The 13,456-nt window shown below is 45.4% G+C and carries 11 protein-coding genes and 1 pseudogene; 11 read left to right on the forward strand and 1 reads right to left on the reverse strand.

Annotated features, from left to right (window positions below; all coding sequences use genetic code 11):
- Positions 1-146: 146 nt before the first annotated feature.
- From H6F73_RS25425 to H6F73_RS25475, 11 genes and pseudogenes are all read left to right on the forward strand, one after another.
- Positions 147-1,301, forward strand: coding sequence for an aromatic ring-hydroxylating dioxygenase subunit alpha (locus H6F73_RS25425; RefSeq protein ID WP_190761536.1), 1,155 nt, complete (start codon positions 147-149; stop codon positions 1,299-1,301).
- A 63-nt stretch (positions 1,302-1,364) separates the two neighbouring features.
- On the forward strand, positions 1,365-2,651 hold the full coding sequence (locus H6F73_RS25430; RefSeq protein ID WP_190761537.1) for an aminotransferase class I/II-fold pyridoxal phosphate-dependent enzyme: 1,287 nt from the start codon (positions 1,365-1,367) through the stop codon (positions 2,649-2,651).
- Between the two features lie 123 nt (positions 2,652-2,774).
- Positions 2,775-4,397 (forward strand): annotated as a pseudogene (locus H6F73_RS25435) (cyclic peptide export ABC transporter); the annotation flags it as partial.
- A 96-nt stretch (positions 4,398-4,493) separates the two neighbouring features.
- Positions 4,494-5,627 (forward strand): hypothetical protein, encoded by a 1,134-nt coding sequence (locus H6F73_RS25440; RefSeq protein WP_242072651.1) that lies wholly within the window; start codon positions 4,494-4,496, stop codon positions 5,625-5,627.
- 26 nt (positions 5,628-5,653) lie between these two features.
- Positions 5,654-6,712: an adenosine deaminase family protein gene (locus H6F73_RS25445; RefSeq protein ID WP_242072652.1), complete on the forward strand. Its 1,059-nt coding sequence runs from the start codon at positions 5,654-5,656 to the stop codon at positions 6,710-6,712.
- A gap of 70 nt (positions 6,713-6,782) precedes the next feature.
- Positions 6,783-7,832, forward strand: coding sequence for a BMP family protein (locus tag H6F73_RS25450; RefSeq protein ID WP_190761540.1), 1,050 nt, complete (start codon positions 6,783-6,785; stop codon positions 7,830-7,832).
- 16 nt (positions 7,833-7,848) lie between these two features.
- Positions 7,849-8,337 (forward strand): hypothetical protein, encoded by a 489-nt coding sequence (locus H6F73_RS25455; protein WP_190761541.1) that lies wholly within the window; start codon positions 7,849-7,851, stop codon positions 8,335-8,337.
- 40 nt (positions 8,338-8,377) lie between these two features.
- A complete protein-coding gene (locus tag H6F73_RS25460) occupies positions 8,378-9,886 on the forward strand; it encodes an ABC transporter ATP-binding protein (RefSeq protein WP_190761542.1) in 1,509 nt (502 codons plus the stop codon).
- 747 nt (positions 9,887-10,633) lie between these two features.
- Positions 10,634-10,837, forward strand: coding sequence for a hypothetical protein (locus H6F73_RS25465; RefSeq protein WP_190761626.1), 204 nt, complete (start codon positions 10,634-10,636; stop codon positions 10,835-10,837).
- Between the two features lie 148 nt (positions 10,838-10,985).
- Complete coding sequence (locus H6F73_RS25470; protein WP_190761543.1) at positions 10,986-12,044, forward strand: ABC transporter permease; 1,059 nt, start codon at positions 10,986-10,988, stop codon at positions 12,042-12,044.
- Positions 12,045-12,239: 195 nt separating this feature from the next.
- Positions 12,240-13,184 (forward strand): ABC transporter permease, encoded by a 945-nt coding sequence (locus tag H6F73_RS25475; protein WP_190761544.1) that lies wholly within the window; start codon positions 12,240-12,242, stop codon positions 13,182-13,184.
- Here H6F73_RS25475 and H6F73_RS25480 read toward each other — a convergent pair.
- Positions 13,165-13,308, reverse strand: coding sequence for a hypothetical protein (locus H6F73_RS25480; protein ID WP_190761545.1), 144 nt, complete (start codon positions 13,306-13,308; stop codon positions 13,165-13,167). The two genes, H6F73_RS25475 and H6F73_RS25480, sit on opposite strands and share 20 nt — an antisense overlap.
- Between the last annotated feature and the right edge of the window lie 148 nt (positions 13,309-13,456).

The following is a 13,456-nucleotide window of genomic DNA, read 5'->3' on the forward strand; positions in this document are numbered from 1 at the left end:
GTTTCACATTTCACTTTTCACAGGTTTGTTCTGCTAGACTCCGGACAGTCTCAAGCCTAAACTTTAAAGTTTAAAGGCTACCGATTGACGAACACGGCACACAAAAGCTAAATATTTTCCCATACCTAAACACAGAGGCACAATTAATGGAACTGGCTACAACTTTAAAAAGCCAGACAGTTCAGAACCAAGTCCGAGAAGTCGGAATCAACCCAAATCATTGGTATGGCGTTGGTTGGGCAGATCGGCTGCGAGTCGGTCAAATCATGCCGGTCGTGATTTGGCAACAAACGATTGCGGTTTACCGCGATGAAACCGGCGAACTCCACGCCCTAGAGGATGTCTGCCCTCACAAAGGCATCGCCCTGCATAAAGGCCAAGTCCAAGGACGCCACCTCGCTTGTGGGTATCATGGCTGGGAATTTGACGGCAGCGGCCAGTGCGTCAGCATTCCCTACCTCCCTCCAACGCAAAAACTTCCCTGCGCCAAAGCCCGCAGCTATGCCATTGCGGAAAAATATAATGTCATTTGGATCTTTCCTGGCGATTCGGAAGAAGCTGCTAACTACGCGCTGCCCGATATGCCAGAATTTGATGATCCTGACTGGTTCATGGTGCCGGTGAGCGCCTACTTCAGAGCACATTTTTCCATGTGCAATGAAAATTCAATGGACGTTTTTCACGGTTATTTGCACCGCAACTTACAGGGGTGGTTCGATCCGGTTTTGCTGAGTTTGCGGGAGACGGACGCAGCGGTTTGCGCTGAGTACAAAGTCTCCTATAAAAGTCGCATGGCCAAGTTTTTAGGCTTGACCGACAAGGGAAATGAAGTGACCACCCGCGTCGTCTCAACCGATTACCGCTATCCCAATTTTTACAGCTCTTTGGAAGGCGTTTCCACGCTGTATCTGATGCGGTTGCCGGTGGGTCCAACAGAAAGCCGGTCTTGCGCTCTATTCTTTTTTAAAGTTCCCCTGCCAAAATGGCTTCTCAATCCACTCAAACCTTTACTAAGCACGCTGCTTCAGCGCTTTTTTCTGCTGAAATTTCTTGCCCAAGATATTGAGATGGTTGAAAGCGAACAACAAAGCTATCTGGCCAACCCGCGCCGGCGCTATGTGGAAATCAATCCAGCGATTATTGCCGTTCAACGGTTGATTATTCGGCAGTATGAGCAATTTGTGCAAAAATCTAGTCAACCGAAAAACAATGCGAGCGGAAACTCCAAAGAATCTGTTCCGCTGTCTAAGGGCATGGCCTCAGGCCAAGCTGAGTTAACAAAAGAAACTTCAATTGGATGAAAGCAGCCGTTTTCGCATTACTCGAATACAGTTGCCAGTCTGCTAAGGTGAGGGGAGTTTAAAGTGCAAGTCGTCAAAGAGTATGTTCAGCGCTGGTATGACAGTGGGCTAGATCCCGATGAGTATATTTGTCATCAAAAGCAGGGAAATTTAGTAGAGATCGAAGAAGCGACAACCGGCAAGCGTCAGACAGTTCTGACTTTCTGCACGAATGATGTCTTAGGTTTAGTTCAGAACCCGGCTGTACGCCAAGCGGCAATTGATAGCATTCTTCAATATGGAACGTCGAACAGTTCCTGCTCAGTTTTGAGTGGGCGCATCGATCTACACCGGCAGCTGGAAGCTGAAATTTCGGCGTTTAAACATCTGCCTCACACTCAGCTATTTTTAAATGCCTGGATGGCGATGCAAGCCTTAATGGATGCGTTCTGTCATTTGGCAATTCCAGTGCCCGGATTTCAAAATACCCGCGAGACGTTGATTCTCACGGACGTTCTGAATCACGGTTGCATTGTTGCGGCGGTTGTCAATGCCGGCACCCGTTCTGGCAAGGTGTTTGGCAATAGCCCCCGTGTCCGTGTCAAGCCTTACCGGCACTGCGATATGGAAGATTTGGCTCGCAAGTTGCGCCGGTATGCTCGTCCAGGGGATCGAATTCTGGTCATCTCTGATGCTGTGTTTTCAATGGATGGGGACATCGCGCCGCTGCCAGATATGCTCGACGTGCTGCAACATTATGACGGCAGTGTGTTGGTAATGGATGAAGCTCATGCCAGCGGTGCCATTGGTGCCACCGGCAGGGGCATTTACGAACATTTTGGTATTTTGCCTCAACACGCGATTGAGCGGGGCATTGTCCCGCTGATTATGACGACATTCTCTAAGTTTGCCGCCTCTGCCGGTGCGGCCATTAGCAGTCATGTGGCTGAACTCATCCCCCTGTTGAATGTCTCTCCCACTTCTATTGGCACCATTTCCCTGCCACCGCCGACAACGGCTGCAGCTTTGGAAAGCATTCGTCAAGTTCGCCAACATCCAGAATTGGTGAAAACCCTTCAGGAAAATACACAGTATTTGCGTTCGCGCTTAGCCGAGAATGATTTTATAAATATTGGCGAAACGAATGTTGTGCCGGTGCTCTTGCCAGCAGAAATCAATCCCAAGGAATTCGCCAGACAATTGATGGCACAACACGGGATTTGGGTTTCTCCCATCTGGTTTATCGCCAAACCCCGTATCCGAATTACCGCCAACGCCCTCCATACGAAAGAGGAAATGGATCGTCTGGTTGCCGGCATGGTGGCAACGCGGGATTTGCTGTATCAACCCAAAACAACAATTAGCGCCTAAAAATTGGGTGGGCAAACTGTGGGATTCCACCCTAGTTTGCCCACCCAATCAAAGTCTGGACAATCAATTTTTATTTCTAAAATCGAGAATACAGTTCTAGACTGAAAGCACAAGCGCTCTCTTTGCATGAACCTGATCCGCCTTCTCCTGCAAACGTCTTGGCCGATCGTTGCCCTTGCTGCCCTCGCCGGCATTCTCAGTGGAGCGAGTGCGGCAGCACTCATTGCCCTGATCAATACAGCAATCACTCAAACTCAACTACCGGCAACACTAATTTGGAGTTTTGCCGGTGTTTGTTTTTTAAGGCTTACCACCAGTTTCGCCTCTCAAGTTCTGTTAATCCGTCTTTCTCAAAATGCCATTTTTAACCTAAGAATGCTTTTGAGCCGGCGGATTCTTGCCACTCCCTTATATCAGTTAGAGCAAATTGGTGCGCCTCGCCTCCTAGCCACCCTCACTGACGATATCCAATCGGTCGCTAACGTTGTTTTCAATATTCCTTTCATCTGTATTGATATTGCCATCGTAATTAGCTGCTTAGCTTATCTGTGCTGGCTCTCTTGGAGTGTGTTCCTTTTCATTGTTGGTTTTCTCTTATTAGGAATATTCAGCTACCAACTGCTAGATGCAAAAGCTGTACATTATCTTAAGCTAGCCCGCGACCGGCAAGATAGTTTATTTAAGCATTTCCGCACCATGACTGAAGGGGCAAAAGAACTCAAATTGCACCGTGAACGCCGGCAAGCATTTTTATCTGAGGATCTACAAAATACCGCCCTATCTTCTCAACACCACAATGTTGAAGGTCTGACTGTCTATGCTATTCTCGCCAGTTGGGGCCGAGTTTTATTCTTTATTGCCATTGGCGTGCTTGTGTTCATCCTGCCAAACTTACAAAAAATTGAGACGCCAATTTTGTCTGGTTTCGCACTCACGACACTCTATTTGGCGCAACCTTTAGAAGAAATTCTGGGGATTCTTCCTAACTTTAGTAGAGCCTCAGTTGCCCTAAACAAAATCGAGTCTTTGGGATTGTTACTATCCACTCATGCTGAAGAAGAATCGGCGATTTCCCTTACTGCCGGCTCAAATTGGCAGCGTCTGGAATTGGTAGGTGTAACTCACGCTTACCGGGGAGAGCGTGAGGAAGACAGCTTTATTCTTGGCCCCATCGATCTGACTTTCCATTCCGGAGAACTAATTTTTATTGTAGGAGGTAACGGCAGCGGTAAGTCCACTCTCGCTAAATTGATTGCTGGGCTTTATATCCCTGAAGACGGCGAAATTCGTGTTGATAATACCCCGATCAACAATCAGAACCGTGAATGGTATCGCCAGCAGTTTTCTGCGATATTTTCCGATTTTTATATATTCGATAAACTTTTGGGTTTAGGCAACCCCAATTTAGAAACTAAAACAAAAGACTATCTGAGTAAACTACAACTCGAACATAAAGTTGAGGTTAAGGATGGTGTGCTTTCAACAACCGCTTTATCTCAAGGACAGCGCAAGCGTCTTGCTTTACTGACTGCTTATTTGGAAGACCGGCCTATTTATCTATTCGATGAATGGGCGTCCGATCAAGATCCAGTTTTTAAGGAAATTTTTTATACCCAACTTTTGCCAGAACTTAAAAGAAAAGGCAAAACAGTGCTGGTAATCAGTCACGATGACCGATATTTTTTCACAGCAGACAGACTGGTTAAACTTGAATACGGAAAAGTGGAATATGAAAAGAAAATTTAATAAGAATTAAAACAAAAAAGTAAATTGTTAACCGATAATATATAAAAGCAAAAAAATGTATTATCCTATTATATAAAATTATAAATGATAAAGGCGATGAATTTGACAAAAACAATTGAAATCAGGACTGTCACAACGCCGGCAGAGACGGAAATGTTTCTCGATGTGCCGGCACGGGTATATGCCAACGATCCCAACTGGGTGCCGCCCTTACGCAGCGATATTGCGAAGCAACTTGCACCAAGTAATCCCTTTTTTCAGTATGGCCGGCTGCAAGCATTTATTGCCCTTGTAGAAAATAAGCCGGTGGGACGGATTGTTGCTGCTATTAACAACCGGCTGATTGAACGCGAAGGTAAAAATTTGGGTTTATTTGGGTTTTTTGAGTGCATTAATGACTTTGAAATCGCCCAATCACTCTTAGAAGCTGCCTGCCGGTGGTTGCGAGAGCAAGGCATGAGCGAAGCACGGGGTCCGATTGATTTATCAACCCACAACAATTGTCTGTTTTTAGTCGAAGGTTTTGACTCACCGCCAATGGTGATGATGCCTTATAATCCCTCTTATTATCCAGAATTTATCGAGCTTCATGGCTGGCAAAAAGCCAAAGATGCCTGCGCTTATAATTTTCCTTTAGATAAACCGCTGCCGGCAGAATTTGAAAAAGCATATCGAATTGCTTGTAAATCAGGCGTTATTTTTCGCCCACTCAAAACAAAAGGCGAAGAATTTGAGCGAGATTGTATCAGCCTCTATCATTTATTTAACAAAGCATTTACGAATAATTGGAGTTCCACACCGAGAACAGAAGCAGAATTTTTAGAAGAAGCGAAATCGCTACAGCAACTGGTTGATCCGGATGTCTTTCCCATTGCTGAATACAACGGTGAAATGATTGGCTTTTTTATGGGATTGCCGGATTATAATATTCCTTTAAAACACGTTGCCGGTAAATTGAACTGGCTGGGTATCCTCAAATTTCTCTGGTATCGCCGGCAGATAGACCAAGGAAGAGTGATTGCCATCTGCTCACTACCAGAATACCGCCGAAAAATGGTTCCTTTGGCATTAATTTACTTAGGAATGAGCGGGGGTATTCAAAAAGGAAAACCTTATAAACAAGCCGAACTTTCGTGGGTTTGGGAAGATAATTTTCCTTCTCGCAAACTAATTGAAGCTGCGGGGGGACAGCTTTATAAAAAATACCGAATTTACGAAAAGAGTTTATAAAAACAACCAAAAATAGGAATGGGCAAATGGTTGAGCTGTCACAAACCGGCAAGACAAAAAATATCTCAAACCTTTCTGAAATGCCCAAAGCTGAACTTCACATTCATCTGGAAGGCTCACCACGCTGGAGTAGCATCCGAGAGGCACTACACCGGCATACAAATTTGAATTTGCCAGATTTCCCTCCCTTTTACGCTCCGGGATTCCGATTTACGAAGTTTGCAGAATTTCAAGATTGCTTTCGGCGTTACATTCATCCTTGGTTAGCAACTCCATCGGGATATGCTGAAGTGATTCGCGATGTCATGGACTCGCTCATTCAGCAAAAAATTCGCTATGCAGAACTGAACTTTGATGCATCGGTTGTTGAGCGAGTTGGTGGGAATCTAGAAGAAGTTCTGCATCTTTTAGAAGCAGAAGTTGAACGGGCACGCGAGCAAGGAACCATTATTAGAATGATTGTGGGAATTGGGCGGAACCAAGGAGTCGAAAACGCAATTTATTGGGTGCAAAAACTGCTGCCATTTCCTATCATTTCTGGATTTGACCTGCATGGAGATGAAGCGGGATGGCCGGCAGATTTATTTCGTGAAGCTTTCGCACCCGTGCGAGAATCTGGGAAAAAAATAAAAGTTCATTCTGGGGAAATGGTAGGGCCAGAAAATATTCGAGCGGCAGTGGAAGGACTCGGTGTAACGCAAATTGGCCACGGCACGTCTGCCATCAAAGACCCAAAAGTTGTTGAGTTGCTGATTAAGCACAAAGTCTTGGTAGAAATGTGTCCAACCTCTAATGAGCGTCTTCAGAATGTTTCCGCCTATGACAAGCACCCTATCTTAGCTTTAGATGCTGCCGGTGTCGCTGTAACAGTAAATTCCGATGATCCCAGTTTTTTCGGTGTAAATTTGACAGATGAAATGAGCCGGTTAATATCAGAACGGGATGTCACAGCAACTGAGTTGGCACGATGGACTCGAAATGCTTTTAATCAAGCAATTGTAGATGAGCCTACCCGCACTGGTTTACTGGCAGAGTTAGAGGCGTGGCTGCAAAATCCTGTGAAGTCTGAACCACCAGCAAGCTAGACTCTTTGGCTGCGTGCCTCACGCACCCTACTGATGATTGCATTAACACGGATACTGTTTTAGAGGTCGCATGGATAGGAAATACTCTCGGCGTCAATTTATCGGCTTCAGTTCCGCTGCCTTGGGCAGTAGCTTGTTTCTCAAAGCTTGCACCAATCCCGCTTCCCAAACAACATCAGCCGGCACAAATAATTTTAAAGTCGCGATTGTTTTACCAGGGAATATTACAGATCGCGCTTGGAACCAGTCGGGATATGAAGGAATCACCCTAACTAAACAAAAGCTGGGTGCAGAAACGTCTTATGTAGAAAAAGTAGGACAACCGGATCAAGCAGAGGCGCTGTCAGATTTTGCGCGTCGCGGTTACAATTTGGTCTTCGCGCATGGGGGACAATTTGATGCGGCGGTGCAACAGGTTGCCGGTCAATTTCCTAACACTTTTTTTGTGGCAGTGAATGGTGCGGCAACCGGCAAAAATATTGCCGCTTTGAGAATTAATCATATGCAGGTGAGCTATCTGTGCGGCATCATCGGCGCTTCTATGACCAAATCTAATCAGCTCGCTTATCTTGCCGGCCAATCCTTTGAAGCCACCACTCAGGAATTGCGCGGTTTTGAATTAGGGGCGCAGTCGGTGAAACCGAATATCAAAATCAGTTCTAGCTTTACCGGCGACTGGAATGACGTGGCAAAGGCGAAAGAAGCGGCGCTGGCTTTAATTGCGTCGGGTGCGGATGTGCTGTATCAGTGGTTCGATGTTGCCTCACCGGCAGTATTGCAAACGGCGGCGGAAAAAGGGGTTTACGCCTTCGGTAATACAACCGATCAGCTGGAAATCGCCCCAAAAGCGGTTTTAACCAGTGCATTAAAACGGCTTGATTTAGCCATTGCTTATTTAGCAGAACAGGCAAAAACAGGGCAATTAACTGGGCAAAAATACCTAATAGGATTGGAAAAACCAGAAATTGTGAGTTTAGGACGTTTTGGCACAATTGTGCCAGAAGCGATACAGACAAAGGCGCTGACGGCAAAAGCAGCCATTGCCGGCAACAAAATTCAGTTTGAATCGTGCCAAAATGGAGGTAAGGATACTTGGTGTCTCAAGGAAACGGCAACGTAAAACTCTTCAATAAGTTATGGATTTGGAAAGCGAGCAATCTAAAGATATAAAAATTGTTTCTTTAGAACATGAAGTAGAAATTTTGCGCGAACAACTGGAAAGTCTCAAGCAAGAGCTACTTGAAGAACATCAGCGTGCTGAGGATTACCGTGAAGAATTAGTTTACACGCAGCTTGAGCTGGAGGAACTTGATCGGGAATTATTAAATTTTGTCAATTTAGAAATGTTAGAAGCCGCAGACGCTATAACAAGCGATCCCAACTTAAAAGAGCAAGAGCTAAGCAGCAGTCCGTTAGATTTGCCCTTCAAGTTATATAGTCCTGAAGGAGAGCGGGCAAACAAGGATATGAGGCAAGAATTAATGAGCCAACTGAAAAGTGAGCGAACCCGATTAACAAAGCAATTTAGAGAACTCAGCCAGAAATTTGTAACGTTTAAAACCTTTTCGGGTGAGTTAGTTCAACAAATGAACACTCGTAAGGCAGAAAAAAATGGCCCAAGTTAATAAAATTAGGTTTGATATTTTTAACTTTATGTAAAATAAAATGTTGCATCTGGAGGCAATCACCAAGCGCTTTGGCACATTCGTTGCTAACGACAACATCAGCCTTAATGTGGCTGCCGGCTCGATCCATGCTCTTTTAGGAGAAAATGGGGCGGGAAAGACAACGTTGATGAATATCCTGTGCGGTTTATACAAACCAGATTCAGGCAAGATTTACTTACAAAATAAGCCGATACAAATCCCATCTCCAAGTGCCGCAATTGAGCTAGGGATCGGCATGATTCACCAGCACTTTATGCTAGTGCCGCAACTGTCGGTGACGGAAAATATTATCTTAGGAAACGACTTTAGTTTTTGTCTGAATTTGCGTTCCAAACAACAAGAAATCGCTGCATTATCACAAGCTTATGGCTTAGAAGTTGACCCCAGTGCCAAGGTGGGGGATTTGCCGGTGGGAACTCAGCAACGAGTGGAAATTCTTAAGGTTCTTTACCGCAAGGCGCAATTGCTGATTTTGGATGAACCGACGGCGGTACTGACTCCATCGGAAATCAAGTCTTTATTTAAAATTCTGCGACAACTGAAGGCGGAAGGACACACAATTATTTTTATCACGCACAAGTTAGACGAGGTGATGAGCCTGTGCGACGATGTAACCGTATTACGACGGGGACAGGTAATTTCTACAACCGCAACGCCAGACATTACCGCTCAAAAGTTAGCCGAATTAATGGTCGGAAGAGCAGTTACTTTGCAGTTGAATAAATCTCAACCGGCAGCCGGAAAGGTGGTCTTAAATGTTGAGAATTTAAACGTTAACGATGACAGAGGTTTTACGGCTGTTCAAAATTTGTCATTTCAACTGTGTGCCGGGGAGATTTTAGGAGTTGCCGGCGTGGATGGTAACGGACAGCGAGAGTTGGCAGACGCAGTTGCGGGATTAAGAACGGTTACAGCCGGCAAAATTCAACTGTGCGGAGAAGATGTAACGCAGGTGCCGACGCAGCGATGGCGCAAAAAATTTAAAGTCGGCTATATTCCCGAAGACCGGCAGAAAATGGGTTTGGTTTTGGGATTTAGTATTGCCAAGAATTTAATTTTAAAAACTTTTAACCGTTTGCCTTTTTGTCGCAACTTTTTTTTGCAACAAGATGCCATCCAAAATCATGCAACGGCGAGTATTCAAAACTTTGATATTCGCGTGTCTCATCCTGATGTGAAAGCCGGCCAATTATCCGGAGGAAATCAGCAAAAAATCGTGCTGGCGCGAGAACTTGCCGGGGAGCCGGTTTTAATTGTGGCGATGCAACCGACGCGAGGATTAGATGTAGGCGCAACGGAAGCGGTGCAGCAACGGTTACTAGCTGAACGCGATCGCGGTGCGGCAATTCTTTATATTTCTACAGAGTTAGAAGAAGTGATGGCAATGAGTGATCGCCTTGCGGTAATCTATGAAGGTGAGTTTGTCGAAATTTTAGACGCAGCAACTGCAACCGTTGAACAGGTGGGATTTTTGATGGCGGGGGGTCAACTTCAACAAGCGTGCTGAACCCAAAAAATCATATTTTACCCTGACGAATATTGCCTTTGCAGAGCCGGCTCAGTATAACTCTGAATGCTGTGGGTTTTAAATCGAAAAAATCAACCTTGCAGAAAAAGTGATAGGTGACTTTGCAACACGCTACGCGAACACAACCAGTTAAGATTGAGCGATATTGATTTGCAAAGTAAGTTTTTTAAGCTAGCTAGCTAACAATGAACAACAGCTATCGCGAATCATTGCTGTTGTTGGATATAAATTTTAAACGGCTAATTCAACAAAAGCATCACGACGGAATTGAACAACGCATGAAGTGGCTCGTCGATAACGCATAGCAGTGGAAACGGTCAACGTAATGTTATTTTGGGTTGACTGTAGTACCTCTTGCACCGTGCAAGTCTGCCTTCTCTGGTGACAATAGGCGAGGATGCGATCTCCGATCTGAACATCCATTGCTTGAATTTTCATTTTTATTTATCCTTATTGTTTTGGATCGGCTAGCTGTATTGAGCGCGGATGCCGTTGATCCGCACAGCGCGATTGAGCCACTATTATTGCCGATGCTGCCGTGATTCGCTGTCACTTTGATAACTCTTTGCGCTGGGGCCGGCAAAATCCAGTCCTGCATCTTACTTACCCGACCGCTTTAGAGTATTTCCATAACATAACACGAAAAGGCGGGATTATAACAAAACCCCTATTTTATAGTCAAGGTGATTTATACTGAAAATAGGATTTACTTATCGGGTTTTTACAATGACAGCTCTATTAACCAATCAAATTGAAGGGCTGACTAACCCGGAAACAGAGGTGAGCAAAGGGGATGAAGCGAAAACCCTTGATCAGTCTATGACAATGACTCGTATTTGCCCTTGCTGCTCAAACACTTTAGTTCGTCAGATGCGATCGGCAGAACTTTACTGGTTTTGCAGCCACTGTCGCGAAGAAATGCCGGTTTAGAAATCATTGCGTTAACTGAATTAAAGGTTAAGGGCAATTGAAGTCTAAACTAACAAACACTTCTAATTTTGTTTGCAACGGCATCTAAACCTTTTGCTCCCCATACAGATAAAGGTAATATGAGCGAACCTGATTTCAGGGCAAAATTATGAAATTCGCTCCTATTCCTCCTATCTTCTTGCCACTTCTGTCGCCGGTTGTGGCGATCATCGCAGCGCTGCTAGTGGGTGCCGGCTTGATCGTTTTAGCCGGCGCAAATCCAGTCACAGCTTATAGCGCCCTATTTCAAGAATCCCTGACAACTTACTTTGGATTTGGCAACACCCTCACCAAATGGGCACCGCTACTCTTAACCAGTTTAGGCGTGTTGCTAGCATTGCGGGGAGGACAGCTCAATATTGGCGGCGAAGGACAGATTTATCTGGGCGGTTTGGGAAGTGCGATCGCAGGATTGTACCTGCAAGGATTGCCGGCTTTTATTCATATCCCTTTAGCGCTGCTAGCCGGATTTTTGCTAGGGGGATTGTGGGGTTTTATTCCCGGCTACCTCAAAGCAGTACGCGGCGTGAATGAAGTGATTACAACACTGCTGCTCAATTATATTGCATTAAACTTTATTGGATATCTTGTACAAGGGCCGCTGATGGAAAAAGGAGCACCCAGCCCTTACACCGCCCCCATTGCAAAATCTGCCCAACTGCCGATTATTTTGCCCGGTAGTTTAGCCCACGCCGGCATCTTAATTGGGTTAATCGCAGCCATAATTTTATGGTTGATTTTGCAAAGATCACCCCTCGGTTATCAAATTACAGCCGTGGGATTCAACCCTGTTGCCGCGCAATATGCCGGCATTTCTGTGAAACGCACAATCACACTCGTCATGGCATTAGCCGGCGGTTTAGCCGGGTTAGCCGGCGCGGGAGAAGTAATGGGGGTAAAATACCGGCTTTTCGCTCAGTTTTCCGGCGGTTATGGCTTTGACGCGATTGCAATTGCCTTTTTAAGTCGCGGGAATATTGCCGGTGTAGTGCTTGCCTCCCTATTTTTTGCAGCACTTCGCAGTGGCGCAAACGTCATGCAGCGCAGCGCCGGAGTGCCGGTGACGGTGGTTTATGCGATTCAGGGATTAACAATTCTGTTCATTGCCATCAGTTTCGCCCTAGAGTTAAAGATTGGAATAAAACAACCGCAGATTAACGCAGATTAACGCAGATAATAATTGCATCAATCTGTGTTGCTTTGTGTGGATCTGTGGTTAAAAAATCCCAAACTCAACGCAAATAATCATCCGCGCACATCTGCGTTTATCTGCGTGCATCTGCGGTTAAAAAATCCGAAAAAATCCCAAACTCAACGCAAATAATCATCCCCGCACATCTGCGTTTATCTGCGGTTAAAAATAATGATTAAAACCAACGCCAACTTAATCTTTTTATCCGATTACTTAGTTGCAAGCTTGCGCCTATCCGTCCCCTTAGCATTCGCCGCCTTGGGAGGACTTTTTTCAGAACGTTCTGGAGTCATCAATATTGCGCTAGAAGGAATGCTGTTAACCGGCGCTTTTGCCAGTGCAGCGGCAGCTTTTTATACAGGTAATGTCTGGGCAGGAATTCTGGCAGCATTTGTTGCCGCCGGCATGATAGGTTTACTCCATGCCTATCTGTGCGTAACACTCCGGGTCAATCAATTAGTCTCAGGATTAGCAATTAATTTAGCGGCAGCCGGCTTAACTGCTTTCTTAGCAAGAATTGTATTTAGTGGTGGCAGCAATCAGCAACTCCCTGGAATAGGATTAATCGGGATTGCCGGTTTAAAAAACCTACCTATTTTTGGGTCTTTACTCTTTAATCAAGATCCGCTTGTCTACTTTTTATTTCTTCTGGTTCCTATCAGTACCTATATTTTATTTCACACCAGCCTTGGTTTATCCCTGAGAGCAGTTGGAGAGTATCCCCGCGCTGCGGATACAGCCGGTGTTCCTGTCACACTTATTCGTTATCTCAGTGTGATCATTAGCGGCTGTATGTCGGGTTTAGGAGGTGCTTATTTAACGTTGGTTCATGTCAGATTCTTTGCGGAAGATATGAGTGCCGGCAAAGGTTTTATCGCGCTAGCTGCACTAATTTTTGGCAGATGGCATCCCGTTAGCACTATCTTTGCTTGCTTGTTATTCGGTGCAACAGAAGCGTTGCAATTGCGAATTCAAGCTTTTAATCTCAACATTCCCTATCAATTTTTGGTAATGCTGCCTTATTGTGTCGCACTTCTAGCGTTAGTCGGATTAGCCGGCAAATCAACGCCCCCCGCCGCCCTCGGCATTCCCTACATTAAAGAAAGCCGCGACTAATAATTGTCTGTATTCCCAACAAAAATCCCCAAACTTTCCCCTCGCCCCATGCCCCATGCCCCATGCCCCATGCCCCATGCCCCATCTCCAAGGATCGATTGATGAAGATGTCCACCAAGCTCATATACTATCCTGATAGATCGAGTGGGACTGATTTAATCTAGATTTCGGAGCCACCAACCCGACCTCAACCGCTGCCGGCATTGGTACGGGATACAAGTGTGGGGCGAACTGATTAAAGTCGCTCCTGCTTGTTCGACTGGCAGTAAGCA

The sequence above is a fragment of the Microcoleus sp. FACHB-68 genome (genome assembly GCF_014695715.1).
Taxonomy (GTDB): domain Bacteria; phylum Cyanobacteriota; class Cyanobacteriia; order Cyanobacteriales; family Oscillatoriaceae; genus FACHB-68.